At 67.2% G+C, this 26,126-nt stretch carries 22 protein-coding genes and 10 pseudogenes; 14 read left to right on the forward strand and 18 right to left on the reverse strand.

Annotated features, from left to right (window positions below):
• Positions 1-27: 27 nt before the first annotated feature.
• From AC6F7H_RS01130 to AC6F7H_RS01150, 5 genes and pseudogenes are all read right to left on the reverse strand, one after another.
• A complete protein-coding gene (locus AC6F7H_RS01130) occupies positions 28-441 on the reverse strand; it encodes a hypothetical protein (protein WP_500754619.1) in 414 nt (137 codons plus the stop codon).
• Between the two features lie 13 nt (positions 442-454).
• Positions 455-904, reverse strand: coding sequence for a hypothetical protein (locus AC6F7H_RS01135; RefSeq protein ID WP_500754621.1), 450 nt, complete (start codon positions 902-904; stop codon positions 455-457).
• Complete coding sequence (locus tag AC6F7H_RS01140; protein ID WP_500754622.1) at positions 901-1,362, reverse strand: hypothetical protein; 462 nt, start codon at positions 1,360-1,362, stop codon at positions 901-903. Before AC6F7H_RS01140 ends, AC6F7H_RS01135 begins: the two co-directional genes overlap by 4 nt.
• A gap of 57 nt (positions 1,363-1,419) precedes the next feature.
• Positions 1,420-1,767 carry an SH3 domain-containing protein gene (locus AC6F7H_RS01145; RefSeq protein ID WP_500754624.1) on the reverse strand — a complete coding sequence of 116 codons (348 nt, stop codon included), beginning with the start codon at positions 1,765-1,767 and terminating at the stop codon, positions 1,420-1,422.
• Positions 1,768-2,068: 301 nt separating this feature from the next.
• Positions 2,069-3,295: pseudogene (locus AC6F7H_RS01150) on the reverse strand (IS1380 family transposase); the annotation flags it as partial.
• Positions 3,296-3,429: 134 nt separating this feature from the next.
• On the opposite strand from AC6F7H_RS01150, the gene AC6F7H_RS01155 reads away from it, so the two are divergent.
• From AC6F7H_RS01155 to AC6F7H_RS01175, 5 genes are all read left to right on the forward strand, one after another.
• Positions 3,430-4,554, forward strand: a complete 1,125-nt coding sequence (locus tag AC6F7H_RS01155) for an ISAs1 family transposase (RefSeq protein WP_500754596.1) — start codon at positions 3,430-3,432, stop codon at positions 4,552-4,554.
• Entirely contained in the window at positions 4,551-4,754 is a 204-nt protein-coding gene (locus AC6F7H_RS01160) for a hypothetical protein (RefSeq protein WP_500754626.1), read from the forward strand. The genes AC6F7H_RS01155 and AC6F7H_RS01160 overlap by 4 nt, the downstream gene beginning before the upstream one ends.
• Before the next feature lie 927 nt (positions 4,755-5,681).
• Positions 5,682-6,770 (forward strand): hypothetical protein, encoded by a 1,089-nt coding sequence (locus AC6F7H_RS01165; RefSeq protein ID WP_500754628.1) that lies wholly within the window; start codon positions 5,682-5,684, stop codon positions 6,768-6,770.
• A 1,303-nt stretch (positions 6,771-8,073) separates the two neighbouring features.
• Positions 8,074-9,387 (forward strand): DUF4365 domain-containing protein, encoded by a 1,314-nt coding sequence (locus tag AC6F7H_RS01170; protein WP_500754630.1) that lies wholly within the window; start codon positions 8,074-8,076, stop codon positions 9,385-9,387.
• Positions 9,384-10,835, forward strand: coding sequence for an argonaute/piwi family protein (locus AC6F7H_RS01175; RefSeq protein WP_500754632.1), 1,452 nt, complete (start codon positions 9,384-9,386; stop codon positions 10,833-10,835). The genes AC6F7H_RS01170 and AC6F7H_RS01175 overlap by 4 nt, the downstream gene beginning before the upstream one ends.
• A 110-nt stretch (positions 10,836-10,945) precedes the next feature.
• Here AC6F7H_RS01175 and AC6F7H_RS01180 read toward each other — a convergent pair.
• From AC6F7H_RS01180 to AC6F7H_RS01190, 3 pseudogenes are all read right to left on the reverse strand, one after another.
• A pseudogene (locus AC6F7H_RS01180) lies at positions 10,946-11,335 on the reverse strand ((2Fe-2S) ferredoxin domain-containing protein).
• Positions 11,316-12,148, reverse strand: a pseudogene (locus AC6F7H_RS01185) (ABC transporter ATP-binding protein). Before AC6F7H_RS01185 ends, AC6F7H_RS01180 begins: the two co-directional pseudogenes overlap by 20 nt.
• A pseudogene (locus AC6F7H_RS01190) lies at positions 12,145-12,522 on the reverse strand (FecCD family ABC transporter permease); the annotation flags it as partial. The pseudogenes AC6F7H_RS01190 and AC6F7H_RS01185, both read right to left, overlap by 4 nt.
• A gap of 218 nt (positions 12,523-12,740) precedes the next feature.
• On the opposite strand from AC6F7H_RS01190, the gene AC6F7H_RS01195 reads away from it, so the two are divergent.
• Positions 12,741-14,090: an ISL3 family transposase gene (locus AC6F7H_RS01195; protein ID WP_500754633.1), complete on the forward strand. Its 1,350-nt coding sequence runs from the start codon at positions 12,741-12,743 to the stop codon at positions 14,088-14,090.
• A gap of 58 nt (positions 14,091-14,148) precedes the next feature.
• Here the strand turns inward: AC6F7H_RS01195 and AC6F7H_RS01200 are convergent, their stop codons facing one another.
• Positions 14,149-14,832, reverse strand: a complete 684-nt coding sequence (locus tag AC6F7H_RS01200) for a DUF6308 family protein (protein ID WP_500754634.1) — start codon at positions 14,830-14,832, stop codon at positions 14,149-14,151.
• A gap of 113 nt (positions 14,833-14,945) precedes the next feature.
• Here AC6F7H_RS01200 and AC6F7H_RS01205 point away from each other — a divergent pair.
• Positions 14,946-15,085, forward strand: a pseudogene (locus AC6F7H_RS01205) (IS1380 family transposase); the annotation flags it as partial.
• Between the two features lie 10 nt (positions 15,086-15,095).
• Here AC6F7H_RS01205 and AC6F7H_RS01210 read toward each other — a convergent pair.
• Positions 15,096-15,587, reverse strand: coding sequence for an HNH endonuclease (locus tag AC6F7H_RS01210; RefSeq protein ID WP_500754636.1), 492 nt, complete (start codon positions 15,585-15,587; stop codon positions 15,096-15,098).
• Entirely contained in the window at positions 15,584-16,564 is a 981-nt protein-coding gene (locus AC6F7H_RS01215) for a hypothetical protein (RefSeq protein ID WP_500754638.1), read from the reverse strand. The genes AC6F7H_RS01210 and AC6F7H_RS01215 overlap by 4 nt, the downstream gene beginning before the upstream one ends.
• A gap of 171 nt (positions 16,565-16,735) precedes the next feature.
• Between AC6F7H_RS01215 and AC6F7H_RS01220 the strand changes: the two genes are divergently transcribed.
• Positions 16,736-16,963, forward strand: coding sequence for a hypothetical protein (locus AC6F7H_RS01220; protein ID WP_500754640.1), 228 nt, complete (start codon positions 16,736-16,738; stop codon positions 16,961-16,963).
• 133 nt (positions 16,964-17,096) lie between these two features.
• Here the strand turns inward: AC6F7H_RS01220 and AC6F7H_RS01225 are convergent, their stop codons facing one another.
• Positions 17,097-17,813, reverse strand: coding sequence for a DUF4839 domain-containing protein (locus AC6F7H_RS01225; RefSeq protein ID WP_500754642.1), 717 nt, complete (start codon positions 17,811-17,813; stop codon positions 17,097-17,099).
• A 214-nt stretch (positions 17,814-18,027) separates the two neighbouring features.
• Here AC6F7H_RS01225 and AC6F7H_RS01230 point away from each other — a divergent pair.
• From AC6F7H_RS01230 to AC6F7H_RS01245, 4 genes and pseudogenes are all read left to right on the forward strand, one after another.
• Positions 18,028-18,191, forward strand: a pseudogene (locus AC6F7H_RS01230) (IS5 family transposase); the annotation flags it as partial.
• 57 nt (positions 18,192-18,248) lie between these two features.
• A pseudogene (locus tag AC6F7H_RS01235) lies at positions 18,249-18,434 on the forward strand (DnaB-like helicase N-terminal domain-containing protein); the annotation flags it as partial.
• Positions 18,435-18,499: 65 nt separating this feature from the next.
• The gene (locus AC6F7H_RS01240; protein ID WP_500754644.1) at positions 18,500-18,742 is read left to right on the forward strand and encodes a hypothetical protein; all 243 of its coding nucleotides are present in this window, start codon (positions 18,500-18,502) and stop codon (positions 18,740-18,742) included.
• Entirely contained in the window at positions 18,739-19,296 is a 558-nt protein-coding gene (locus AC6F7H_RS01245; protein WP_500754646.1) for a hypothetical protein, read from the forward strand. The genes AC6F7H_RS01240 and AC6F7H_RS01245 overlap by 4 nt, the downstream gene beginning before the upstream one ends.
• Here the strand turns inward: AC6F7H_RS01245 and AC6F7H_RS01250 are convergent.
• Positions 19,286-21,247, reverse strand: a complete 1,962-nt coding sequence (locus AC6F7H_RS01250; RefSeq protein WP_500754648.1) for a WD40 repeat domain-containing serine/threonine protein kinase — start codon at positions 21,245-21,247, stop codon at positions 19,286-19,288. The genes AC6F7H_RS01245 and AC6F7H_RS01250 overlap by 11 nt on opposite strands.
• A gap of 20 nt (positions 21,248-21,267) precedes the next feature.
• On the opposite strand from AC6F7H_RS01250, the gene AC6F7H_RS01255 reads away from it, so the two are divergent.
• Entirely contained in the window at positions 21,268-21,924 is a 657-nt protein-coding gene (locus AC6F7H_RS01255; RefSeq protein WP_500754650.1) for an SPDY domain-containing protein, read from the forward strand.
• Positions 21,925-22,095: 171 nt separating this feature from the next.
• Here AC6F7H_RS01255 and AC6F7H_RS01260 read toward each other — a convergent pair.
• The 4 genes and pseudogenes from AC6F7H_RS01260 to AC6F7H_RS01275 all read right to left on the reverse strand — a co-directional run.
• Positions 22,096-22,503 (reverse strand): annotated as a pseudogene (locus AC6F7H_RS01260) (DUF5655 domain-containing protein); the annotation flags it as partial.
• Between the two features lie 81 nt (positions 22,504-22,584).
• Positions 22,585-23,007: a hypothetical protein gene (locus AC6F7H_RS01265; protein WP_500754652.1), complete on the reverse strand. Its 423-nt coding sequence runs from the start codon at positions 23,005-23,007 to the stop codon at positions 22,585-22,587.
• Complete coding sequence (locus AC6F7H_RS01270; RefSeq protein WP_500754654.1) at positions 23,004-23,834, reverse strand: IS5 family transposase; 831 nt, start codon at positions 23,832-23,834, stop codon at positions 23,004-23,006. The genes AC6F7H_RS01265 and AC6F7H_RS01270 overlap by 4 nt, the downstream gene beginning before the upstream one ends.
• Before the next feature lie 91 nt (positions 23,835-23,925).
• A pseudogene (locus tag AC6F7H_RS01275) lies at positions 23,926-24,139 on the reverse strand (DUF5655 domain-containing protein); the annotation flags it as partial.
• Positions 24,140-24,231: 92 nt separating this feature from the next.
• Between AC6F7H_RS01275 and AC6F7H_RS01280 the strand changes: the two are divergent.
• Positions 24,232-25,417, forward strand: a pseudogene (locus AC6F7H_RS01280) (IS3 family transposase).
• Between the two features lie 190 nt (positions 25,418-25,607).
• Here AC6F7H_RS01280 and AC6F7H_RS01285 read toward each other — a convergent pair.
• On the reverse strand, positions 25,608-26,033 hold the full coding sequence (locus tag AC6F7H_RS01285; protein ID WP_500762188.1) for a hypothetical protein: 426 nt from the start codon (positions 26,031-26,033) through the stop codon (positions 25,608-25,610).
• Positions 26,034-26,126: the final 93 nt, after the last annotated feature.

The raw sequence follows: 26,126 nt of genomic DNA on the forward strand, positions 1-26,126 counted from the left end.
GGGTGCGGAAGGCCGGGCGCTGGCGGGTCAGCGGCTCGGGGCGGGGCTCGCGGCCGGTACGGGCGGAGCGGCAACGGGTGCTGCCGCCAAGGTGGTGGGCGACTCCGGTGCCGGCGCGCGACCGAGGCTGCGCAGAACCGCGTCGGCGGTTGCGGCTTGCGTGTCGCGGACGGCCACGGCTTCGGCGAGGCGGCGGGCGCAGTCGAGGATGTGGGAGACCTCGTGGGCGCCGATCTGCCGCTCGGGTTGGGTCAGGTGCTGCAGCCGCTCTCGGTGCGCGGCGATGCTCTGTTCGGCGAACGCCAGGGTGTGGTGGCTGGCGAGGAGAGCGGCCAGCATGCCGGGGGCCTGGTCCTGGGCGTGTGCTTCGAGGCCGGGCAGTTCGGCGCCGTACAGGCCCTCGATCCGTGCGGCGATCTCAGCGGCGGTGGGAGGGGGCAATCGGTAGAGGCTCTCATCGTCGGCGGCTGCGGGCCGCCCCGACATGCGCGGGTGCCGGGGCGGCGGAGGCCGGGGGCAGGGTGGTGGTGACCGTCTGCTGGGCGAATCGGGCGGGGCGGGCCTGCGCGTGGAGCGGGGGCATGGTGTGCAGCAGGTCGTCCAGCGCGGCGCGGTAGCCGTCCCGGGCGGACAGCGCTGCCTCCAGCCACTGCGTGTCCATCCGCAGCTCGGCCGCGGACAGCTCGTCCATGTCGCGCTCGGGCGCCATCGCCTCGTGCACGCGGTCGCGGATCCGGGCGACCTGTTCCTCGGCCAGGGCGAGGAAGCTGCGCAGTTCCAGGGCCCGGGTGACGGCCGCGGAGGCGTCCGGGGCGGCGGCCTGCGCGTACAGGTCGGTGACCGGGACGCCGAAGACCTCGTGGAGTCGGGTGTCCTGGGTGCAGGGCTTGTCTCGGACGCTCATCGCAGGGCTCCTTGGCCGGTGGCCGTCGCCGTCGCGGGCCGGGCCGGTGCGCTGGTGGGCACGGCCGGGCCCGGTCGCCGACTGCGGTCGAGGCGGGCCAGCCGGTCTGCGGCGGGGCCCCGTTTGCCCGGTGCGTCAGGGTCGAGCAGCCACCGCACGACCATGGCACGCCCGTCGCGGGTGGAGACGGCGGCGTTGACGCGGTGGGCGAGGTCCATGGTGGGGTCATCGACCTCGTTGGGCTGCTTTTCCAGAGCGCGTAGGAGGTCGTCCTCCGCGCGCTCCAGTACGGTCTGGGATTCGGTGAGCAGGCCGTGCCAGCGCACGATGTCGGTGGCCTGTCGGTTAGCGTCCGGGGCGGCTGTGACGGCGGCCTTCAGCGTTCCGATGTACATGCCGAAGCGTTGCTCGATCTGCTCGGTGAGCACGCCCACGACATCGTCTGCATCGTCGGACACAGGGCTTTCCTTCCTGGGAGGCACACGGGATACAGGCAGGCGGAGTTCGAACCCCTGTCAGCCAAGGCACATGCGGACGTCGCGGTAGACGTAGGGGCCGGAGCCCCAGCCCCTCGAGCCGGTGGTCGTGTCCGTGATGTGGTGCCGGTTCCCGCTGGTCTTGTGGACGGTGAAGCGGTGGTCGCGGTGGAGAATGCCGAGCCGGGTGGACTTGACCGATGCCTTGGAGCGGATGTCGACGGCCTGTGTGCCGATGTCCCAGGGGTCGGGCCGGTCGCATGCCCGGGTGGTCGGCATCGTGCTCGGCGCGGATGCCGGAGCTGCCGTGGCCGCCGTCGCGGACACGAGCGGCAGGGCGAGCGCGCCGAGCACTGCGGCGGACAGCGCTATTCGGGATGAGCGCATGCGGAAGTAACCTTCGTACGGGAAAAGGGGAATGCAGAGAGGCGGACCGGGCGTTCGCCCTGTCGGCCGCTACTAGAGTCCATGGATTCGCCGGTTTGGCTAACCGGCGATCGTCGTCTATATTTCCGGCCGCTTCACAAGCTTGAGTTCAGCCTCGATCCACCGCGTGATCTTTGATCGCGCGGTGTGATTGGTTTCGGGGTGGATTTTCGGTTCCGGGCAGGGCGGGTTTCCGGATGGCCGTTCCGGTGGCGGGTTCTCCAAGGTCTTCCAGATCGTGGACGGGCGGGGGTCCGGTTGGTCAGGTCTGCATCCGCTGCCCGGTGGCGGTCCACAGGTCGGTGAAGTCGTCTTCCCACCGCCAGCGTTGGGGCAGATGCAGCACTACTCGTCGTCCCGGGCGGGCGATGCGGGCCGGAACGGCGATGAGATGACGGCGGATCGTGCCGGTCCGTGCCCGTGCATGGAAGGCGGAAGCGAGGTGTCCGGCCGCGCGGGTGAGGTTGTAGGCGGTGGCGGCCAGGGTGAGCCAGGCCGCGTTCGCGGTGAACTTCCCCGAGGGCAGGTGGGCCAGGGCGGAGTCCTCCAGATCGGCGAAGACCTGTTCCACCGCGGCGTGAGCACGATGCATGGGCTCGGCGTCGGTGAGGACGAAGGTGCTGTCGGTGAAGACCACATGATGGCGCCAGACCGCGAACAGCTCACTTTGTCCGTCGGGCACCGTCTTCGGGTTCAGCCGCTTCACACGGCGGACGATCAGCCGGGCGGTGGTGTGGAACTGCTTCTTCTTGCTGGTGAACGCGGTGAACGGGATCTCGGCGATCTCGGCGTCGGAGATCCAGCGTTCCTCCTCGGCGTCCCAGATCGCGTCGGTGTACCGGATCGGTGTCCAGGTGTCAGGGGGCATCGTCTCGATCGCCGTGCGGATCGTCTTGGTGACCGCGACGGCCAGCGAGAAGCGGGCGCCGGCCCGACGGCAGGCGGCGACGACCTTGTGGGAGAAGAACGCCGAGTCGGCGCGCACGATGATCTGCGCGGTGATCCCCATGGCCCGCACCGTGGTCAGCGCCTCGCGCAGCAGACTCGCCGCCCCCTTGCCGGAGCCGGCCGAGCCCCTGCGCAGCCTGGTGGCGACGATGACCGGCGCGCAGGTGGACGTCTTGACCGTGACGATCTGGAAGTGCAGCCCCCGGACCTTGGTGTAGCCGAACGAGGCGCCCTGCTTGGCCGGGCCGTAGACCTGCTTGACCTTGGAGTCGATGTCGACGAACACCACCTCGTCCGTCGTGGGCACCAGTCCGGTGTGGGCGGCCAGGTTGCAGGTGAACGCGCGTGTCGCGGACTGGAGTTGCCGGACGTGTCCCCAGGTGAAGGCGCGCAGGAAGGTGCCCAGCGTGGACGGTGCCCGCACCCCTGCGAAGAGCTTCCGCAGCCCTCCGTGCCGCAGGACATCCAGGTCGTCGATGGAGTCGGCGCCGGCGGCCATGCCGCCCACGATGCTCATCGCCTTCGCGTCGGGGGCCGTGCCAGGGCTCCGGCAAAGTCGTTTGGTAGCCCTGTGACGTGTGGTTTTGCGGGTGGGTGAGGTGCGCGGGCGTGTTCCGGTCCGGTTGGATGGAGGTTCCTACGCCTTCCGTCCGACCAGGGAACAACGCCCGCGCCATGCCATCGTCTCGCATCTGCGTGCCTGTTCGCACGCCCGTCCCGGAGCGCGAGCTCCTCGTCGACCTGCTCGGCCGGATGCCCGATCCGCGCCGCCGGCGCGGGGTCCGTCACCCGGTGAGTGCTCTGATCGCGGTCGCGGTGTGCGCGGTGATGGCCGGAGCGCGGGGTTTCACGGCGATCGGGGAGTGGGCCCGGGACGCCGGAGCGGTAGCCGTGAAACAGCTGGGCCTGGTGCGAGGCTCGGTGGACGAGTCGACGCTGCGGCGCCTGTTCGCGAGGCTGGACGCGGACCGCCTCGACGCGCTCCTGGGGACATGGGCGGCGACGAGGGCCTCGCTGGTCGCGGGCCGGCGGGTCATCGCGATCGACGGCAAGACCGTCCGGGGCGCACGCGGCGGTGACGCCCCGGCCCCACATCTGGTCGCCGCGCTCGCGCACGGTTCGGGAGCGGTACTGGGCCAAGTCGCCGTGCGCGAGAAGAGCAACGAGATCCCCGCGGCCAGAGAACTGCTGGATGCCCTCGACCTGGACGGGGCGGTGGTCACGATGGACGCGCTGCACACCCAGCACGCCACCGCGGCACTCGTGACCGAGGCCGGCGCCGACTACGTCCTGACCGTGAAGGCCAATCAGAAGTCGTTGTACGCACGGCTCAAGGCTCTGCCCTGGGCCCGGATACCTGCTGTCACCAGAACGGACCGCGGACACGGGCGCCGCGCCACCCGAACGATCAAGGCCGTCGCCGTCCCCGCCTGGATCGACTTCACCGGGGCCGCGCAGGTCGCCCAGCTGCGGCGCACCGTCACCAGGAAGGGCACACGGACGGTCGAGATCGTCTACCTGATCACCAGCGCGGACGCCCGCACCGCGCCCCCGGAGCTGCTGGCCACATGGGTGCAGTCGCACTGGGAGATCGAGAACCGCCTGCACTGGGTCCGCGACGTCACCTTCGACGAGGACCGCTCCCAGGTCCGCACCGGCAACGCACCCCGCGTCATGGCAGGCATCCGCAACACCGCGATCACCCTCCTCCGCCTCCACGGCCACCAGAACATCGCCGCCGCCCTACGACACCACGCCCGCGACACCGACCGCCCCGTCAGCCTTCTCCTGACCGCATGACCGACGACTTTGCCGGAGCCCTGGGGGCCGTGCCGGCGCCGTTGGCCGCGCCGGCCAGTTTGACCTTCTCGGCCACCAGAGCCGGCAGGCTGCACCGCTCGGCCAGCCGGATCACCGGGACCAGCCCGGCATGCGCGATGAGATTCGGCTCGTCGAACGCGGCAAACACCCGCGCCGGGCTGTGGGACGATTTCACTTGAGAGGTGCCTTGCAGGTCGGGACCGGTGGAAGCGTAGGAACTCCCATCATCCCAGGTCAGCGGGCACCTCTTCTGATTTCTCCGTCCACGGCCCGTCCGCTACGCGGTGGATCCAGGTTGAGTGTGGGGTAGACCGGCAAACAATCGTGGCCTTCGAACCCATCGGACTGCGTGGCGAGCCACCGGATGCAACAGAACCCCTACCTCCACCGCCCCCGAAGAAGCCGACACGAGCCGAACTCGAACGACGTCTTAAGACGCTGGAGAAGGAGAACGAACGCTTGCGCGCAAAGCTCAGTGGCTGAAGGCCCCGACCGAAGCCACCGGGCTGACTCGCCAGCAGCTCACGGAGGCCGAACTGACGGCAACGGCGAAATTCGCCGCCCGCACGGACATCCAGTTCGCCCGCACAATGGCAGCTCATCGCTCCCTTCGGCGAAGAGCCGGCCACGCACCGGTCGGCATTACGCCGCCATCGCCGCGTACACACGGCCCGCGTCAGCCCCAGCTCGTTCGAGTGAATTGTTCCGAACCGCCCGTCGCTGACAAACGGAACTGACAACATGCCGCCGTCGTACGTCAACCTCAAGTCGAAGGAAGGCCATTGGAGCGGCAGGTCAATGAGCGGCAACTGTCAGTGCTGCAGTGGGTGGGAGCCGGGTGCTCTGCAGGCGTCTGGGAGACCAACTCCTACAAGACCACGTGTCAGGCACTGCAGAACCGGGGCCTGGTCACTGTCTCCCGGAAGGGCGGGCAGTGGAGCGTCTCCCTGACGAGTGCAGGCCAGCACTACCTGGCGCACGGCACCTACCCTCCCCACGGGTCACGCCCGCGCAAGACCCAGGCCGCCGCTCCACGACCCCAGTCCACCCGAGCGGGGGAAACTCCGGCCGCCGGGCGGAAGCCAAGCCCTCCATCACAGCCACGTGTGACGTTCACGGAGCAACTGCTGCAAGAGCTCGCGGACGCCGGCGGCCGGATCGTCAAGAACGGCAGCGGTCCGGACTTAGAGAAGTGGCCGTCCCGCGTCGCCGCGGCACGTAGGTCCGGAAGGGTCCCGGAGACGAAGGAGCTGTACGGGGGTTGGTGCCGTGGCGGGTACGAGATCAAGCTCGTCGACATCCCCGCCTGGCGCCTTGCCGTCCTCGAACCCGTCCCCGTGCCCTCGCGGCTCGCACGGCCGCACACCGTGGTCCAGGCCATGCAGAACGAACCCCAGCCACTGGGCCTGACCAAACCCGTCCAAGGCCGCGCCCTCCGGCTCATCCAGGCACTGATCACCGCCGCCGAGGCCGAAGGACACTCCAGTTCGGTAGGACAGACCGGCTTCGCGCCGCCATCTCATCGCCGTCGCAGGGCATCTCCCCACTTCACCATCACCGCACAGGGCCAGACCGTGGGGTTCCTTGTCCTCCAGGAGCAAGACCGGACCGAGCACGTCGCCACCGAGAAGGAACTCGCCGCGGCCAAGAAGGACTCCTGGGTCAGGATCCCCCGCTTCGACTACACCCCGTCCGAACGCCTCCGCTTCGTCCTCAGCGGCGGCCAGCCGCACCGGGCGAGCGAATGGGCCGACACCCCCGGCCGCCCCCTCGAAGACCAGCTCGCCGAGATCTCACAGGAGATCACACTTCGCGGCGAAGCCGCAGAACGCAGACGCCTCGACGAGATCGAAGCGGCACGCCAGAAGCGCATCCGCTGGGAAGCCGCCATGGAAGAAGCCCACATCCGGTACGCCGAGGCGTATCGCGTCAGGCACTTCGAAGCGCAGGAAGCGGCTTGGCGCCACGTCACTCGACTGACGGAGTACGTGAGCGCCATACGCACGCGCGTCGAGGCCATGCCGCCAGGGCAGGCCAGAACCGACGCCGAAGCATGGATCAGCTGGGCAGTGGCCACCGTCGAGCGCCTCGACCCGCTGAACTCACCACCCCGGTTGCCCGACGTCCCCGAACCGCGAGCCGACGACCTAAAGCCCTTCCTCGGGCACTGGAGCCCTTACGGACCGACCTATTGAGCACCCACTCCGCCAACGTCCGGCCCGCCGAAGTACGGCAGGCAGAAACCCGGCCGATTTCCTTCAAGTTCCCGCAAAGACAGCCCGCGGGAACACGCCCTCCACCCGGCACGACCTGCAGGATCAACCAGGTGACACCCCATCAGAACGAGCGTCATTTCAGCGTCAAGACATCACCCGTAACGCCCACACCGCGCATAATGCGCACTCAAGAAACCGCAGGCCAGGAGCTCTTCGCGGCCGGTTCGAGGATGGCGACACACTCCACATGGTGCGTCATCGGAAAGATGTCGGCCTGAGCGAGTCTCGGAAAAGGCCAGGTCAAAGCCTCTTTCTCGGCTCGCTGTCCTGCGTACGGACGCCCAGAGCGTCAAACGAGCGTCATGACGACCTAGCCATCTCTCCTGGGGGCGGAACTGGCTGGCACGACCAGCTCCCCCTGCGTGAGCCCGACTGCGTTCACTCGTCGGTCGCACCGTGCGCACTGTCTGGGAGGACACCTTCCCCGAGCTCGCCTCCCGCACCCGGGCAGCCACGTGACGGACATGCCGGGGCTCCACACGTGGCTGCTGGCGGATGTGACTGCGCTCGGCTCCCCGTACACCCCTGGTCCTCACTGGCGGATACACCGTGCGGGCGCACCACCTTGTAAACCGCCCCCGCCAGGACCTCGATGTCGCCACCGACAACCCGGCGCCCACGGCCGACATCGCAGCCCCCTCCGCAGGGGTCTGGAAGCCGGGACTGGAAGGTGCAGGCGCTCGAGACCGCCCCGCTGGCCGCCCGTTTAACCGTAACCGGCCCAGCCACCGGGCAGGACGTGAGGTCGGCATTCTCAAGGAGATCTTCTGGCGGCCGTCCCCCAGAACCCGTACAGGCTTGTCCTCGCGGAGGAAGACGTGATCGGGACGAAGATCCGCGCTCTCGCCGACTGCGGAGTGCCGCGTGATCTGATCGACGTGTTCGCTGCGTGCCGCCTCTTGACCACGGCCGAACTCGAGGAGTTCGGCCGTCGCCACGCCCGCGGCCGCTTCACCCCAAGCCAAACAAAGGTTGATCATTCAGCAGGCCCCGCTGCCGTGTGGACCTCGAAACGTTCAGGTACCCAGCCTCCGGGTTCACTCTTCCCGAAGGACGTGCACAGGTCATCGTCAGTGGTCCCTCTTATCCTGAGTTGACTCGGACCACGCGCGAACGACGGAGGATCACTGCATGGGGTGGGACAACAAAGCGCGCCGTCGGCCGCCCAGATTCAGCAGGGCTGCGGAGCACACATGTGTGCGTTTCTCGGAGCACTGATCGGATGCCGAAGCGCAGTGTCCAGCAGCGGGCTGGGTACCGGGGTGAGGCATTCGTCGACAAGGCCGTCTCCGATGCCGGCCATGTGTGGAACGACACCAAACGTGACTTCGCCGTCGACGGGCAGATCGAGTTCGTGGATGTCGACCGGGAAGTCACCGGTGTCGCCGTCCTGGCTCAAGTGAAAGGCACGGAAGTCGGATTTCGGGGCGAGACGGCGACGGGATTCAAGTTCACGTGCAAGGCCGACCACATCGCCTACTGGCTTCGGCTAGGGCGACCAGTCGTGCTCATCTGCGTCGACCTGCGTATCCAACAAGCATGGTGGAAGCGCGTCGACACCTGGTTCGCCGACCCTGAACGTAAGGCCCGGCGGGTCGTTCAGTTCGACAAGGCCGCAGACCGCTTCGACCTCGATGCCTTCAGCCGGCTGTCGGCCCTGGGCGTACCCGTGGGGGAGCCGTTGCCGCGGCTCGAAGGAAGCGAACAGCTGGTCTCGAACCTCCTCAAGGTTGAGGGCTTCGCCCCACTCATCTACGAGGCGTCCACGCCCTGTCGTGGCCGCGGCGATGCCTGGGAGCGGATGCGGTCGAACGGCAACCAGTTCGAGAGTGGCTTCGTCCTGGCTGCCGGACGAATCTTCTCGCTGTGCCGACTGGACGAGGGCCCGCTGGCCGTGCTCTGCGACGGGCCGGTCACCTCCGTCCCCAGTGAGGAATGGGCGACCACCGAGGACCCCGACCTGCAGCGGCGCTTCGTGTCCCTGTTGAACTTCACGCTGCGCTCCGCCCACCATCCCGAGTTGGTCTGGCATCCCACCAAGAAGGTCGTCTATATGCAGGCCCCGCCGGACCGGTCCCGCCGGAAGATCAAAGGCCGCTACCGAGGCAGCCGCGGACGCACCTTCTTCACCCCGTATTTCGGCAAGGACGACCAGACCAAGATCAGCTTCTGCCGTCACTACGCTGCCAGCCTGTACTTCCGCCGCTGGAGTGAGCAGTGGTTCTTGGAGATCAACCCCACCTACCACTTCACCATCGACGGCCACCGCGACTCCCTGTTCGACGCCGAGTACGTCCAGAAGATCAAGCGGCTGGAACGCAACAATGCCGTCTACCAGCTCGTACGCGCCTGGGCCGACTATCTGCAAGGCGATGACACCCTGTTCAGGAGCCGGGATGAGCGCATCCGATTCGGCCAGCTCCTGCAGCTCGACTGCGATGCCGCCATCGACGAAAGCGTCTGGATTCCGCAAGAACCAGCGCCGAAGCCGAGCGTGAACGGGCTGGCCGAGGGACTGTGGGAGCTGCCGCAATGAAAGCACCAGTGCTTCATGAGCCGGAACTGGAGTTCCGGGCCGGAAACCGTCACATCGATCCCCGCTACGGCGTCAGCGTGTTCGGCCCGGCCGACGCCGACTCCCCTACCGGACCCCGTCAGATCCCCATCGCCTTGGTCGGCCCCGCCCATGCGGTCGACGGCATCCGGAGTTGGCTGCAGCGCTGCCAGGACCCAATCGAAGCGAAGGAGACGAAGCCCGGGCAGGAGAATCTTCACCAGCCGTTCCCCGGTTTCAGCGGCGACTCCCCGTTCGGTGCCCAGCTCGTCTTCGACGACGCCCTCGTCCGCGAGATCCCCGAACGCCAGCTGCGCCGCCTTGCCCGCGTCGACATTGCCTCCGCCACCGCCGATGCGGTCGAGCTCTACGCCGACGCCGCCCGGTCGCTGGCCGAGACCGGGCGCTGCCGGGTCATCATCTGCGCTCGCCCTGAAGAACTGCGGGACAGAGAAGACCATCTTCCTTCGGAGGAGGTCGTGACCGACCGCCAGGAGGAACAGGGCGAGCAAGGGGCCGGAGGTGATTTCCACGACCTGCTCAAGGCCGCCGCACTAACGCTGCCGGCCCCCTTGCAACTGATGCGCAAGGAGACCTGGACCGGGATCCCGGCCAAGACCAACGGTCAAACCATCCGCCCGCTGCAGGACGAGGCAACACGGGCCTGGAACCTGCACACCGCCCTGTACTACAAGGCCGGTGGGACCCCCTGGCGCATGCAGCGCCACAGCTCCGACCTGGCCACCTGCTACGTCGGGGTCAGCTTCTACCGCAGCGCGAGTGGAAACGAGCTGCACACGGCCGTCGCCCAGGTGTTCAACGAACGCGGCGACGGCGTCGTCGTCCGCGGCGGAACCGCGCAGATCTCCAAGACCGACCGCCAGCCCCACCTGACGCTCTCGGACGCCCAGCAGTTGCTGCTGGACGCCCTAGCCGAGTACCGCACCACCCACGGCCACCAGCCCGCACGCATCGTCGTTCACAAGACCTCGAACTTCACCGCCAGTGAGGTCGACGGATTCCACGAAGCCGCCGACCTGCGTGAGATCGACCATGTCGACCTGCTGTGGATTCAGCGGCGCGGCGCCCCACACCTGTACCGCACCGGCCAACTCCCCCCGTTGCGCGGCACCAGCGTCCAACTGGACGCTCGTTCCCTGCTCCTGTACACCCGCGGCTCAGTGCCGTACTTCCGGACCTACCCCGGCCTGTACGTCCCCCAGCCACTGCTGATCCGGCCCGCAACACACGGCACGGATCTGCTGACCGCCGGCATGGACATCCTCGCCCTGACTAAGATGAACTGGAACAACGCCCAACTCGACGAACGTGACCCCCTCACCTTGCGCACCGCTTACCGAGTCGGTTCGATCCTCAAGCACGTCCCGCCCAATGCCCGCATCGCCACCCGTTACGCCTACTACATGTAGGCAAGGGCGCCCTCAACAGCCCGAGCATCCTCAACAGCGCTTTCGCGGCGCGGCACGCCAGGGCGGGCTTCAGTAGGTGAGGGGGGTCGGAACCGGTCCGGCTTCCACGCTCAACGCGCCCTCCGGGGCGGCGTAAAGACGTAGAGGTCGAGGATGTCGGGGCAGGGGGCGCTACCCGGGGCCGACATCCTGGACCCAGGCAGCGATGTCCTCGGTGGCGTCGAGGTCGTTGCCGAGGCCGAGCCAGACGGGGCGGGCGCCGGCGGCGTGTGCGGCGGCGGAGGCTGGACGACGATCACGTTGGCTTATTCGCACACGTCGAGGCAGTCCGAGACGCGAACGGGGGCGTTCTCGGCCAGGCACGCGATCTGCCAGTCGTGATCGACTTCGGGCACCTTGGAGGTTCCGCAGCAGCAGTCCCGGCAGACGACGATGCGGAAGGGTGCCGGTGCCGCCGGGGCGTGCGCGGAACGTCGTTCTTCAGGTTGCCGTCGGAGCATCGCTCGTCGTGTTCCTCTTGCGGAGTGATCCCTCGCGGGCTGCGGGACGCAGGAAGCGGATCGCGGGGTGGCCGGGGTCGTGGGTGACCTCAGCACGAACCCCGTAGACCTGCTCGATGAGGTCGGGCGTTAGGACCTCGGCCGGGGTGCCTTCCACGACAGCCTGGCCGTCGCGCAGGACGAGCAGGTGGTCGCAGTACGTCACGGCGAGGTTGAGGTCGTGCAGGGCGATCATGGTGGTGACCGGCAGGCTCGCAACGAGGTCCAGCAAGTCAAGCTGGTGCTGGATGTCGAGGTGGTTGGTGGGTTCGTCGAGGAGGAGCTATCGGGGTTGCTGGGCGAGGGCGCGGGCTATCTGGGTGCACTGGCGTTCGCTGCCGGACAGGGTGTGCAATAACTGGTCTACCCGGTCGGTCAGGCCGGTGCGCGCGAGGGCCTCAGTGACGGCTTCCGCGTCGCCAGCCGTAGCGGGCGTCCAGGTGCGCCGGTGCGGAATGCGTCCGAGGGCGACGACGTCCCGGTCGGTCAGTTCGGTCTGGGTGTCGGCGTGTTGTTCGACGGTGCGATACGGCGGGCGGTGACCCGGCGTCCGACCTCGGCGAGCGGACGTCTGTCCAGGGTCACGACTCCGGCGGTGGGAGCGAGGACCCCGGCCAGCAGACCCAACAGGGTCGACTTTCCCGAGCCGTTGGGGCCGAGAAGACCGACGGTCTCACCGGGGCGCAGAGTGAGGGTGACGTTGTCGACGACGACCTCGCCTCCCAAGTGCCGTACGACGCCGTCCGCGTGCAGGCTGGTCTTGCCCTTCTTCATCCTCGGTAGAGCACAGCCCAGGACTCCGGTACGCCGATGAGGGACGTCACCACGCCCACCGGGACCTCCTGGGGATCGAGGACCGTGCGGGTGCGGGTGTCCACCCGCACCCGGAAGATGACTCCGGTCAGTGCCGTGACCGGGAGCAGGCGGGCATGGCCGGAGCCGGTGAGGGCGCTCGTGGCGTGCGGGAGGATCAGACAGACGAAGCCGATCACGCCGGCGCAGCTGACCAGGGCGGCGGTGAGCAGCGCGGTCGCCGAGAGCAGGACCAGGCGCGTGCGCGCGACCCGTACCCCAAGCCCGGCTGCAGCCTCGTCGCCAAAGGCGAAGGCGTCCAGGGTACGGGCGTACTCAAGGCAGACGGCCAGGACATCGCAGCTCCCACACAGCCGACGGTGCCAACCGTCGTGAGACCGGCGCTGGTGGATTGTCGGGTCTTCGAACTTGATGGGGGCGCGGCGGTGACGGGCAGGCCTGCCGGTCACGCTGCGTGAGGCAGTGGGGGTGCGGGCGTCCCGGACGCAAGTCGCCCGCGGGCCTTCGTGATCATGGTTGTTCTCTACGCAACCGATCATGAAACCCCACGGGCTTGGACATCGACGATACCGGGATCAACGAGGCGGCGACGCGACTTCTGGGGCTGGAGGGGGTGAGTGTGACGGAGGTCAAGGACGACGGATCGGGCGGTTCGACGGTGTACGTCGTCACGAGCGAGGACTCTGCCCGGGCCTGCCCCTCGTGCGGGGTCTTCGCCACCCGGCTGAAGGACTACCGCACCACCCGGCCCCGGCACCTCCCCTGCGGTGGACGCCCGGTGAGCATCCGGTGGCGCAAGGCGCGCTGGCACTGCACCGAACCCGCCTGCAAACGCGGCTCGTTCACCGAGGCGATCCGCGCGGTGCCCGCCGGGATGCGCACCACCCTCACTCTGCGCCGGGCGGCGGGGGCCGCGGTCTGCGACGGCTCTCGCACCGTCGTGCAGGCCGGCCGCGACCTGCACCTGAGCTGGCCGACCGTGCAGCACTGCTTCGAGGACTACGCCGCCGAGGTCCTGCCCGAGGACCCGCCGACCACCTCGGCGATCGGGATCGACGAGACCCGACGCGGCAAGCCGGTATGGAAGCAGAACCCGGTAACGCGGAAGCGGGAACTCGTCGCGGACGCCTGGCACATCGGCTTCATCGACGCGATGGGCGGACGTGGCCTGTTCGGCCAGGTCGAGGGCCGCAACGCGGCATCGGTCGCCGACTGGCTCACTTCCCAGCCCGCCGCCTGGCGCGAGCAGGTCCGCCACGTCGCCATCGACCTGTGCTCCACCTTCCGCGCCGCCGTTCACCGGGCCCTGCCGCACGCGGCCGTGGTCGTCGACTGCTTCCACATCGTCCAGCTCGCCCAGCGCCACCTCGCCGACCTGCGCCGACGCCTCACCTGGAAACAGCACGGCCGCCGAGCCCGCAAGGGCGACAGCGTCTACACCGTCCGCAAACTCCTGCGCCGCAACAAGGAGGACCTCACCGAGGACCAACGCACCCTTCTGCGGTCCGAGTTGGACTACATGGGCACCTACGGCCGACAGATCTACGCGGCCTGGCAGGCCAAGGAACTCCTGCGTGACCTCCTCGGTCTGGCCGTCAGCCGCACGCACGTCACTCCGGACCACTCCGCGATCTCCACCGCCCGCCACCGCTTCTTCGTCCACGTCGCCGACCACGCCCACCTGCCCGAACTCGTCACCCTCGCCGAAACCGTCGAGCAGTGGTGGGACGGCATCGAGACTTACCTGGTCACCGGGATCACCAACGCCGCCTCCGAAGGCAACAACCGCCTCATCAAGCTCGAAGCACGCAACGCCTTCGGCTTCCGCAACCGCGAGAACCAGCGGCTCCGGTCACGCTGTGCAACCACCCGGCGGAGCCGACGGGAGGCACACCCCCACTAAATTCGAAGACCCGGATTGTCCGGGCACCCGATCAACATGCGAAGGCGGGGACGGAAGGTCAGCCTGGGACGCCCCCGCAGTTCTTCTCCTTATGGCTTGCCACATGGCTCATCCACAGCACTACGTCACAGATCCGCAGTGCCGAAACCGTCTCCGGGACACCGACGCCATCCCGCAACGAGTGCAGCTGCTCATGCAGAGCATTGCCATCGGCAGCAAGCGCTGCCCTCAGCGACAACCAGAAGGACTCCGGGTGTCCGACTACACAGCGCACCACCTGGTCGTAGACCGGCAGAAGGCGCGGACGCTTGCGGGCCAGAAGCTTGTTAGTCGTCACCCAGCCAAGCCCCTTCTGACCTTTGAGGAGGTGCCAGGCCCGGTCGGCTGGAGAACCGGGTTCCAGCAGAGTAGGTTCTGCGTTCGCCATGTCTGTATCGGCAGGTATTTGGCGAAGAAGGGCTGAAAGCTCCCCGGCGAGGTGGCCCTCCAACAAGGCGAGCGCTGCCGGGGGCGGCACCTGAACGGAAAGCGTCTGAACGGCGATCAAGTCTGCTGCAGTGACAACGTTGGCGATGTCGGCTCGGTCACCCCCACCGTCCAGGTGCTCGAAACGGGAACCCGTAAAGGCAGGCGTGACGACGCCATCGAGCACATCGACGCCAAAATAGCGCTCCAGGTCGGCCGCCGCGTCCGCAGTGGACAGCAGTGCGCGCAATCGCTCAGCGAAGCCGACAGATGCCATGTCAACTCTTCTTGCGTAAATTTGGTGGTGGAATGACATTTGAGGGTAACGGACGACACCGATAACCCCACGGCCCTCGAGTTGCACTTCGCTCACCTGGACAGCTGCGGGCGCTGCGACCCGGGAACGCCGGCTCCAACACCACGGCCGACACATCGAGACCGCCCGGATCATCCTGGACCAACTACCGAAGACCTACCGGCGCGGACGCCGGACACTCATCCGTACCGACTCCGGAGGCGACATCCATGAGGGGCCTTGAGTCAACGCCCTTCGATCACAGGCCGGAGGTCGTGGGGGTGCTTGGCGTTCTTGCTGCTGTTGCAGCGGCGATGCGCGGCACGCATGTTGCTGTAGACGTGATGGCCGCCCAGGGCGAGCGGCATGTGGTGGTCTACGGTTGCGGCCTGCGGATCGAAGCGGTCGACGAACCGTGGTATTTCACCGCCGCATAGTTCGCATCGCCAGCCCGCTGCCTCGATGATCTCAAGTGGGTCCACGTCTTCGAAATAGGCTCCGGCAAGGGCTCTATAGGCGGCAGTGGACCGGAAGCTGGCTATGCGTGTGGCCGGTGAGCTGTTGATGAACGCCGGCACCGGCTCGCTCAGGTCTGGACGACATGAGTCACCGCAGTACTCCTCCTCGGAGGACGGATTGAGTTCAGCCGAACAGCCAGCGCACTGGCGGCTGAACCAAGATTCCTGCGCCTTGGCTGCCAGATGCTTGTGGAGCCGTTGCAGAAAGGGACGGTTCACAGTTCTGCTCCGTCCGGCCCATAGACGGGATGCCGCCCGCAGTCGCAACTGCGGGCGCGGCGCAGACTGATGCCGAATTGGCTCGGGCGCGGGATTCTGATCGCCACGTCGTCGATGCCTTTGAGGAGTACGCAGGTATCTCCGAAGACGTTGACGAGCTGCTGCAGCACTGTCTGGGCCGTCTCCTCCGACACTGCGGGGGTAAGGACCACCATGCGCTTGCTCTGCACTCTGTGACCAATTCCGTGCAATGCTTCGGCGACCTGGTCGCCGACCAGCTGGAGATAGTCCACTTCACACATCTGCTGGAGCTTTCCACCGGGCAGCGCGCTCGCGGCCTCCACGGTCTCTTCACGGATGCGCCGCTCCCGGTCGATTGCCTGCCGAGCGGTGTCAGGGGCATCAAGGATGTCAGCAGCCATGCTGGTGGAGAAGCGTTCGCTTGGCTCACGCGCAACGGTGACATACACGTCTGTCAGGTGCGCGGCCCTGCTCTGTGTCTTTGTGCGAGCTGTGGAGGCCGCGACCCGCGCCAGCCTGGTGGCTGCCTGCCGCAAAATTCTCTGCTCTTCCCGAGCCAGCTCGTTCGTGCTCACCCTGAATTTCGTCCGTAGTCTGGACAACGCCTCCGCGTCGAGTCCGACGGAGTGTGCTGCCTCAGCTTCCAACTGGTCGAGCAGCGCTTGTTCCTCACTCAAGGACGGCGGTGCCGGCTCGGACTTGGCAGCGGCAACGTGCGTCGGTGCGACCCACAGAGGCATGGCCCACTTCTGCCGTTTCCGGGCACGGTCGATGAAGAAGCCGAGCTCCTCACCCCCTACGGCCTGTGTGGTCTCTTCTTCGGCGATGGTGAGCAGCCCGGAGCTCGCTGCCTTTTCCAGACGTGTCACCCGAGCCTTGAGTGTCTTGACTCGCTCCATGCTGAGAGCGATGGGGACTAGCCCTCGCAGCGAGTGGAACGGCAGCTCGTCGAACATGGTCCGACGACCACCTTCGTGAGGTTCTACCGTGCGGCGCCGGGCCACCCTTGACAGCTCATTGCCAGCGTGCAACAGGAAGGTGAGCGAGACACGGGCGGCCTCCTCGTGAGGGTCCACCTCATGCGTGTGAGGCAATGCTTTGACCAGCTGACTCAGACGATCGGCCTCGTGCAGCAGGTAAGCGAGTACGCCTCCCGGGCCTTGCCGCACGGGAGCTACGCGGAGCTTGAGACGGAAGTCGCTGTCTATGCCCTGAAGGCAACCAGCGAGAACTTCGCGTATCCGACTGTTCGTCGAAACAGCATCTCGATCTACTTCGTCGCGCTCGTCGCTCAGCAGCCGTACGGCATCAGCAAGCGCGGCAAACAGGGGCCTTGTGGTGCTTTTCATGGTTGACACGGCCCGATACTCCCAGACCAACCAATGCGACGCGTGTGAGGTGGCGGAGTTCGAGGAGCCAGACACGGTCGTAGTCGGCAAGCTGCCGGGACCTGTCCCCCCTCCATGATGGGAAGGCTGCCCATTTCGGCTACCGGGTCTCCGTCGAGACCGGGGCGAGGCGGAAGACGCACTGGACCGTGTTGAACTCGATCACCTCGGCGACGAAGCGGAACTTGTCGCCAACTGCAACGGTGGCAGGGACCTGCTTGCCGGTCAGGTGCAGATTGCCGGTGTTGACGTCCTCGTACTTAAAGTTCGGGCCGTCCGTCGTCTGCGGTCCCTTGTCGCCCGGGCCGAGAAGGAAGTCGTAGCGGGTCTGGTCATCCCCGTAGGACGCCATGTGCCTGATTGACCCGTCGAAGGCGACCGTCTGCCCCTCGTGCTTCGTTGCGAAGTTCACGTTCGCTTCGTCACACGGGTCCGCCTTCAACAATGCTGCGAACTCACGGTTGTTCTGCGCCGTGATCACCTCAGCGGCAGTCGGCTCGTCTGCGGGCGGCGTAGCGGAAGGCTTCTCGCTGATGGCCGTCGAACTGGCCGACGCGCCCTTCTCCTCGTCTCCGTCGCCGAGCGCAACGCCAGTGCCGATGATGGCGGCCAAGACCACGAGGACGGCAGCCCCTGCCCCGATCAGACGCCACGGTAGTGGCCTCTTCGGCCGACGGAAGTTGAGGGTGGTGCGAAGTCTGCCTGGGAGCTGTTCCACGAGCTCCCAGCCGTCCTTCTGCATCTTCGAGATCACCAAACCGTCGGTGCCCCGAACCGTCTGCACGGCCTTGTACTCGTACTTGATCTCATCGGCCATGCGGCTCCCCGCCCCCTGAAGCGAACTGGTCATACCAACTGGGCGCGAGCATAGATGACTCCGCGAGGAGCCCGGCGGCACGAACTGTCGGCTCATCACTGGCATCCGCAGCACGCTGAACGCGTGTAACGGGAGACCGGAGTCGGTATGCACTACCGAGCGCACGCCTCAGGCAACGAGTTGATCACCGTTGGTAGCCTCGCGAGCGGCGCAAGTGTTCGCCCAGCTCAATGGCCTGCTGATGCAGCTGGTGCGGCAGAAGGAGGGCCGTATAGTTCCAGCCCGTCGGCCTGTGTCATCGACATACGGAGCGTGAAGACCTCCACCAGCGTCCCCGCCCGGAGCCAGGGCACCGACGCCGACGAGACGATCGTGGGGCCTTCGTCGGCCTGCCCCCGCTCTCCCGCCCGAGATGCTCGGTGAGCTCGACCTTAAACACCGTTCCAACTCGTCGTCGGCGCCCGCCGAGCCCTCGCCGACCTCGGCGCGATACGGACTCGCTGGCAGCACGCCACCGGACTGGTGCAGCCGCAGCGACCGCGACCGGCGCCCACCACCCGCGCCGGTCCGCCGACCACCACGGCCGCCCGCGCAACCCGCGCCGCCCGCGCAACCCGATAGCGCCCCAAGTGCGCCGGTGGCCGGACCCGAAGGTCCGGCCACCGGCAGGAGAGATCACACCCATCGTGCCACCCACCACCTCCATCGACGCCCACGTCCGCCTCGACACCCACCCCACTCACCCCAGCGCCGTGACCGCGGTCCTGACCGGCCTCCAGGCCCACGTCCCCCACGTGGGCCTGGAGGCCGCCGACTGGACCGTCGTGGCCAAGAACGTCTTGGTGCTGGTCCGCATCGACCACGAGGAGCCGTACTGGGCCGAGAGGCAGCCCAGCACCTGGCGGCTGACGGGATCACCGTCGAGATGACTCCCCGGCTGCGGGAAGCCACGGCCGAGGAATGGACCTGGGCCAGCTACCCGATGCCCTGGTGCACCCGCACCGAGATCCGCGAGGTCTCCAACGAGGCGCAGAAGATCTACGACGACATCCGCCACGGCCAGCTCCTCATCCACGCCCACGCCGAGGACGGCCACACCACCGTCGCGGTCGGCACCTACATCGGCAGCGGCAAGAGCGTCTACCTCCACGGCGAGGACCACCTGCGACAGGTCGCCGACACCTTCGACTCACCCGCCCAGGCCCTGGTCGCCTTCGAGAAGCTCCACGGTGCCGACATGCGTCCCGGCCCGGCGCCCATGACCGACATCGAGCGCGCCGCCGCCGAAGCCCGCGGCACCCTCCCCGCAGCTGCCCCTGAGCCCGCCCGCCCGGAACCGGAGACCGTTCCGGCATACGCGGCCGATGCCGGCGACCACGATGCCCTCCTCGACACGCACGGCGACCTCAACCGCCCGCCGACTGAGGCGCCAGGCATACCCCTCGTGCGCCTCGAACGTGACAGTGCCACCGCTACGGAGTGATCGAGAGCCGGATGACCCGGTCGTCCCCCGCGCTCGCCAAGAGGTGGTTGTCAGTGGGACTGAACGCCACCGAAAGCACGCTTCCGCTGTGGTCGCTGAGCACGGCAAGGGGCTGGCAAGAACTGGCATCCCACACCCTGACAGTGTGATCAGCACTTCCGCTGGCGACCAGCGTGCCGTCCGCACTGAACGCCACTGAGTTGATTCCCTTCTGGTGTCCCTCCAGGACACCAGTAAGGCTTGCCGAAGCCACATCCCAGAGCCGAACAGTTCGATCGTCGCTTCCGCTGGCAATCAGCGATCCATCTGGGCTAAACACTACGGAGTTGACCCAGTCCTTATGGCCAGACCAGCTGCCATCCTCCCCGAGGGTGGCAGCCGTATCACCTGTAGTTACATTCCACAGCCGAATTGTGTCATCGTAACTAGCGCTGGCCACGTACGTACCGTCAGGACTGAACGCTACAGACCTTACAAAGCCGCTGTGACCATCGAAGGAAGCCAAGGCGCGGCCGCTAGCTACGTCCCATATCAGAAAGGAGTCGTTGACGCTGCATGTTGCGATTCTCTCTCCATCGGGACTGAACGCAAGCGACCACACAGCGTCTTCATGTCGACGCAACACGGATTGAGTACGCAGAGACGATGCATTAAGAATCTGGGCGCTCTTGCCGTAGTTCCCGTAAGCCAGGGAGCTGCCATCGGAACTGAATGCGAGCGACCACACCGCATCACCAACATCTAGGGTGGTAATTAGACGGTTTGAGGAAACGTCCCACAATCGAAGGGACCAGTCCGGGCCACCGCTTGCAAGTGTGCGTCCATCGGGACTGAAAGCCAGGGAAAATACGGGTTGGGTGTGCCCCACGAGCTCGCGGTCGGAGGAAAGAGACATCCCTCCCAACTCGCTAGCCCGCACGAATGGAGCCGCATCAGCCACTGGCGCGGACTGGGCCTCTCGCCGCTCCTCGATGCCACCTGCGGAGTCAGACTTCCCCGCTGCACGCGAAGCAAGTTGGCTTACATCCGATGAGCCGGCAACTGCGGTCACGGTGGACTCCGCCGGATGCAAAGTAGACACCATGGTCGAATCCGACTGCGATGGAGCAGCCGCTTCAGACCTTACAGAAGAAAATTCATGCGCGATCTCCACAAGGATCGCGGCGGCAGCCTGAGCACTGATCCGGCTGGCGGGGTCCTTTACGAGAAGCCCCCGCAGTAGGGGGGTAAGCGGCCCTGCATACTCAGGGGGACGTGGCTTCTTCTCACAGATCGCATAAATCAAGCTTCCGCCGACACCCTGGAACGGCCGCTCACCCTCCACCGCCTCATATAGGGTGACACCAAGCGACCATAAATCCATCTCCGGCGCCGGGCTCCTGCCTTCCAACTGCTCACGAGACATGTAGGCGAGCGAGCCGAGCACGGATCCGGTACGCGTGATGGCCGTGGCATCAATGATTGCGGCAATACCAAAGTCGGCAATAATGGCACGCTTGCCGGATACCATAATGTTATCCGGCTTGAGATCCCTATGCACCACGCCAGCGCCATGCGCAAAAGTCAGCGCTTGCACGACTTGCAATGCAATCCCTGCCACCTGTTCAATCGACAACCGACCATGTCGACGCAGGAGGCTTCCCAAAGACTCCCCCTGAATGAATTCCATGACGACGACCGGGGCACCATCGTGCTCAGCTACATCATGAATTGTGATGATCCCAGGATGTGCCAGGCGTGCTGCGGAGCGCGCTTCCCTAATCGCGCGAGCCAGCCGCTCGTCTCTATGTTGCACGTCCAGATCGGAGTTGCCTAGGAGTACCTCCTTGAGGGCGACCTTGCGGTCCAACCGCTCGTCGTGTCCACTCCAGACACGTCCCATCGCGCCCTCACCGATTGGTTCCACCAACCTGTAGCGCTCGCCTACCAAGTCCCCACGTGCCCCCGCCATGCCCGCATCATAGGTCAGCCGTGCACGCTCAACATGCGGCACTTGACAGGGAACGCACCTGGTCGGATGACACGACCCACGCCATCCACGAATCCCAGACCCTGCGCATCGAGCACGTCCACGAGGCTCCCGCCCACGAGACCACGTGGACCGTGGCCGCCTACGAGACTCCCGTCTCCGACCGCATGTGGGTCCTCACCGCGACCGGCGCCACCCCCGCCCCGGTGCTGCAGGAGCTGCTGGACCACCTCGCCGACGGCGACGGCTGGGACACGGCCATCGGCGCACCGGTGGACGAGAAGACCGTCACCACCGCCACGCAGCCCCTGTCCGATGCCGGCTGGAAGCACACCGTGGACGGGCGATGGATCCGGTGGACGTCCCCACTTGGGGACGCAGGCGTCCAGTTCGACGCCTTCACCACCCAGCACCCGAGCCAGAACCTCGCCACCTGGACCGTCTGGGCCGGCCCAGGCCCCGACCGTCCCGCCTGGACCCTCACCGCGTCCCCGAACACACCGAGTTCGCTGCTGGCCAACCTCTCCGAGACCCTCGCCCACGGCACCGGCACGCGCCACCCCCGGACCGCGGGCCGCGAACACAGGACGAGCCTCGGCACCACCCCGCCCGCCACGCCAGCGGTCGCGGCCAGCCCCGCGACCAGCCGTTCACGCTGACCACCTGCACGGCAGAGCGGGGCAACATAGCGCGGGATCACCGGTTAGCCAAACCGGTGATCCCGCGCACCATTGATAGTCCACCGCCACGCCATGCCCGCACGTCGAAAGGCACTCCCAACGACCACAGACCAGCCGCGAAGCGCGCCCGACCAAGGGGCCGGCGAGCGATCACGCCGCCGCATAGCTTGCCCGGAACAGATCCTGCGCCCGCTCCACGTCCCTCGGCGTACGCAGCTGCACCTCCAGATCACCCGTCCCGTGGTGACCGAGACCGGACACGTCACGGGTGAAACCCGGAACGAGGTCGACGAGCTTCGGGGCGGCCTTCAGATAGACCAGCAGCTTGCTCCGCTGCGGCGGACAGACACAGGCAAAGTTTCGCAGTCGCTGATACGCCCGGTACGTCTTGCGCTCAACGCGGTTCACACCGTCCCCGAGCCCGAGCAGCGCCTCGTCGACCGCGCTCGCCAGCTCCGCGATCAACGCGCCCCGGACGTCGGCTGCCGCCCCCACGACGGCCTGTCGGCGCGCCCGGCTGGTGACCTGCATGCCGCCACTCACGGACGCCACGGTCTCAGAGGGCGGTATGAGACTTGATGCCCCGATTCGTCGCTTCCGTTGTGGGTGAGTGGGCAGGTCGCAGCGACGCAGGGCGGCTTACGGCCGTGGCTGGATGAACAAGCCCTGCTCGGTCTCGGTCAGGATTCCGCGTTCGACGAGCCGCTTGAGTTTCAGGCGGGTGTTGTTGATGGTGTTGGGCGCGATCTCCAGGTCCATCGCCTCGCACACCTGCCGCGCCCGCAGCGGGGCCTCGGCCGCGGCGAACACCGCCATGATCTGCTGGTAGGCCGGATGGTCCGGCAGCTTCGAAGGCGGCGGCGCGGGCGGCTGCGGATCGGGCAGCTCCAGCAGTGTCTTGCGAGTGATCCGGACCTCCTCGGCGGCCCGGTCGAGTTCGTCCAGCCGCACGGTCAGCTGCGCGATCTGCTCCCGCGTCGTCTCGGCCTGCGCGGCGATCTCCCGTTCCCGCTCCTCCAGCCGTGCCAGCACCGCACCGAGCGTCAGCTCCCCGCCAGTCATGCGGTGCGCCAGGCCGGCGCGGTCGCCCCGGTCAGCCGGCGCAGTATCACCGCGGTCATGGCCCAGTACACCCGCGACTCGCAGGTGCGGGGCTGGTGCTCGTAGTCGCGCACCAGCCTGCGGTGCAGCATCAAGATCCCGTAGGCGCGCTCCACGATCCACCGTTTGGGGATCGGAACGAACCCGGTCTGCGCGGGGTTGCGCTCGACGACCTCTACCTCGATGCCCACCTTCTGCCCGTGCGCGACGACGGCGTTCTTGAAGCCCTGGTCGACCAGGGCCTTCTCCACGGTGCCGGTGTCGGCGGCGACCTTGTCCAGCAGCGTGATGCCGACGGCGTTGTCGTGCACGGACGCGGCCACCACGACCACCGCGATCACCAGCCCCAGGACGTCAACGGCCAGGCCGCGCTTGCGGCCCGGTACTTTTTTTGCCGCATCACGCCCCGTCGACTGTGCGGGCACCCCGGCCGCGGCGTGCACGCTCTGGGTGTCGAGCACCACCAGGCTCGGGTCCGCCTTCCGGCGCGCCTTCTCCCGCACCTGCCAGCGCAGCAGGTCGTGGATGGTCTGGTCGGTGCCGTCGTCGCGCCAGGTGTAGAAGTAGTACTTCACTGCGCCGGGCGGCGGGAAGTCGTGCGGGAGCAGGTCCCACTGGCAGCCGGTGCGGCCCTGGTAGAGGAGCGCGTTGACGATCTCCCGCATCGCGTACCGGCTCTGATGGCCACTGACCGAGGGATGCGCGGCCTTCCAGGCGGTGATCACCGGCTCGACCAGCGACCACTGCTCGTCGGACAGGTCGGTCTTGTAGGGCTTGCGCTCGCTCACGGCGACCAGCCCAGCACGCCCACGCCCGCCGACCGGCCGGAACAGCGTCCTGCCACACGTTCAGGTGACGACAAAACACCTATGCACTCACATACCGCCCTCTCAAGGCCGAACAGGTCGCTGCCGAAGAGTCGGTAGCGGACCAGGTCGATCGACCGCCGGTGCTCGCGTACGGCGTGCACGTCGTAGCGCGTGAAGTCGCCGGCGATGCAGATCAAACGCGGGCCGCTCCACAGGACCTGGGACGCGGCCATCACCCCGAGCCGGTCTCCGACCAGGTGCTCGAACTCCGCCCGGTGGTCCATCAGCCACGAGAGGTAGAGCAGGCCCGGGACTGCTGCAGGGTTCGGTGACACCTGACCTGGCTTGCTGAGAGGCGGCCTGGAAGGATGTTGCAGTGCCCAAGCCGTATCCCAAGGAGTTCCGCGAGGACGTCGTGCGGGTCGCGCGTAACCGCGAGCCCGGCGTCACGCTGGAACAGATCGCCGCCGACTTCGGCGTCCACCCGATGACTCTGTCGAAGTGGCTGCGCCGCGCCGGCACCGACGAGGGTGCCGGGCCCGCACCAGCATCTGGTGAGTCGGCCGAGCTGCGCGAGGCCCGCAAACGGATCCGGCTGCTGGAGCAGGAGAACGAGGTGCTCAGAAGGGCTGCGGCGTATCTGTCGCAGGCGAACCTGCCGGCAAAATGATGTACCCGCTCGTCCGCGAGCTGGCCGCCACCGATGCCTCTCACCGGGTGCCGGCGGCGGTGACGTGCCGGGTGCTGGGGCTGGCCCGCCAGCCCTACTACCGGTGGCTGGACAGACCGGTCACCGACACAGAGCTCGCCGAGGCATACCGGGCCAACGCCCTGTTCGACGCTCACCGCGGCGATCCCGAGTTCGGCCACCGCTTCCTCCTCGACGAGGCCCGCGCCGCCGGCGAGCCGATGGCCGAGCGGACCGCCTGGCGGATCTGCCGGGACAACGGCTGGTGGAGCACCTTCGGCAAACGAAAAGGCCACGGTAAGAACGCCAAGGCCGGCCCGCCTGTCCACGACGACCTGGTGCGCCGCAACTTCACCGCCGACAGGCCGAACCGGCTGTGGCTCACGGACATCACCGAACACCCCACCGGCGAAGGCAAGCTGTACCTGTGCGCCGTCAAGGACGTGTACTCCGGCCGCATCGTGGGCTACTCCATCGACGCCCGGATGAAGTCCGGCCTTGCGGTGCAAGCCCTGGAATCCGCCGTCGCCCGCCGCGGTCAGGTGGCCGGATGCGTGGTGCATTCGGACCGCGGCTCGCAGGTCAGTTCCGCTCACGGAAGTTCGTCGCCGCTCTCGTCCGTCACGGCATGACCGGCTCGATGGGCCGGGTCGGTGCGGCGGGTGACAACGCCGCGATGGAGAGCTTCTTCGCGCTGCTGCAGAAGAACGTCCTCGACCGCCACACCTGGGCCACCCGCCAGGAACTGCGGATCGCTATCGTGACCTGGATCGAGCGCACCTACCACCGCCGCCGACGCCAGAAACGCCTGGCCCGATTGACCCCCGTCGAGTACGAGACCATCATGACCCCACCGGCAGCCCTGGCTGCATAAACCCCGCTGTCACCCGATCATGCAGCAGTCCCCCCTGGTTGATGACTCCGGCATCGACGCCTCGCTTTATGCCGCTAGTGTGGGAGGTTAGTGGATTGCCCGGTAAGAAGGTTTTTGTGCTGGTAGCACGGCTGGGGAGACTCTCGGTGCACGCAACAGGGGTGTTGTTCGGTTGAGATGGCCTTGGACGTCAGTGCATGTCGTGCCCGATGACCACGCCAGGACCCTCAGTCAAGCCATCCCAGCTGGCGATCCGAAGCGGCACGGTCACCGACGAACCTAGCGAGATGAACACCCCGCTGGTGGAGCCGCCAAAGCCCTTCTCAGCACGGGCCGCCTTTGCAGCGTCCCGCAGCAGAGCCTCCAGCCGTTGTGACTGCACGGCTATGTCCCCGTCGTGCATCTCCGTCAGCAGCCGCGTCGTAACCAGGACGCGGTCCGAGCCATGCCCACAGGGTTGGGAGAGCCGCATTGGAACCGGCTGGGTGGCGCCCCTGTCAAGTGCGCGGGCCAAAAACGCGGCCCCGTCCCCATCGCGCATGGCGCGAGCTAGCGTGGCTTTCGGCGAGTTGCGGAACTTCAGATAAGCCAGGCCAGCGAGGAAGCCAACGGCCATCCCGATGCTGGCGGGGGTACCTTCCGGGTTAGCCGCTCCTGAGGCCCTGGCTATAAGGACGGCGAGACCGCCCCCAGTGGCAGTGCATGAAGC

The organism is Streptomyces sp. MMS24-W38 (assembly GCF_059889265.1).

Excerpts from the sequence above, each read along its gene's own strand:
- AC6F7H_RS01155 (WP_500754596.1), top strand. The coding sequence starts at position 3,430 with ATGCCATCGTCTCGCATCTGCGTGCCTGTTCGCACGCCCGTCCCGGAG.
- AC6F7H_RS01160 (WP_500754626.1), top strand. The coding sequence starts at position 4,551 with ATGACCGACGACTTTGCCGGAGCCCTGGGGGCCGTGCCGGCGCCGTTG.
- AC6F7H_RS01265 (WP_500754652.1), bottom strand. The coding sequence starts at position 23,007 with ATGACTGGCGGGGAGCTGACGCTCGGTGCGGTGCTGGCACGGCTGGAG.
- AC6F7H_RS01135 (WP_500754621.1), bottom strand. The coding sequence starts at position 904 with ATGAGCGTCCGAGACAAGCCCTGCACCCAGGACACCCGACTCCACGAG.
- AC6F7H_RS01250 (WP_500754648.1), bottom strand. The coding sequence starts at position 21,247 with ATGGCGGGGGCACGTGGGGACTTGGTAGGCGAGCGCTACAGGTTGGTG.
- AC6F7H_RS01225 (WP_500754642.1), bottom strand. The coding sequence starts at position 17,813 with ATGGCCGATGAGATCAAGTACGAGTACAAGGCCGTGCAGACGGTTCGG.
- AC6F7H_RS01245 (WP_500754646.1), top strand. The coding sequence starts at position 18,739 with ATGACTCCCCGGCTGCGGGAAGCCACGGCCGAGGAATGGACCTGGGCC.
- AC6F7H_RS01285 (WP_500762188.1), bottom strand. The coding sequence starts at position 26,033 with ATGGCCGTTGGCTTCCTCGCTGGCCTGGCTTATCTGAAGTTCCGCAAC.
- AC6F7H_RS01170 (WP_500754630.1), top strand. The coding sequence starts at position 8,074 with ATGCCGAAGCGCAGTGTCCAGCAGCGGGCTGGGTACCGGGGTGAGGCA.
- AC6F7H_RS01215 (WP_500754638.1), bottom strand. The coding sequence starts at position 16,564 with ATGTTCGACGAGCTGCCGTTCCACTCGCTGCGAGGGCTAGTCCCCATC.
- AC6F7H_RS01145 (WP_500754624.1), bottom strand. The coding sequence starts at position 1,767 with ATGCGCTCATCCCGAATAGCGCTGTCCGCCGCAGTGCTCGGCGCGCTC.
- AC6F7H_RS01200 (WP_500754634.1), bottom strand. The coding sequence starts at position 14,832 with ATGGCATCTGTCGGCTTCGCTGAGCGATTGCGCGCACTGCTGTCCACT.
- AC6F7H_RS01175 (WP_500754632.1), top strand. The coding sequence starts at position 9,384 with ATGAAAGCACCAGTGCTTCATGAGCCGGAACTGGAGTTCCGGGCCGGA.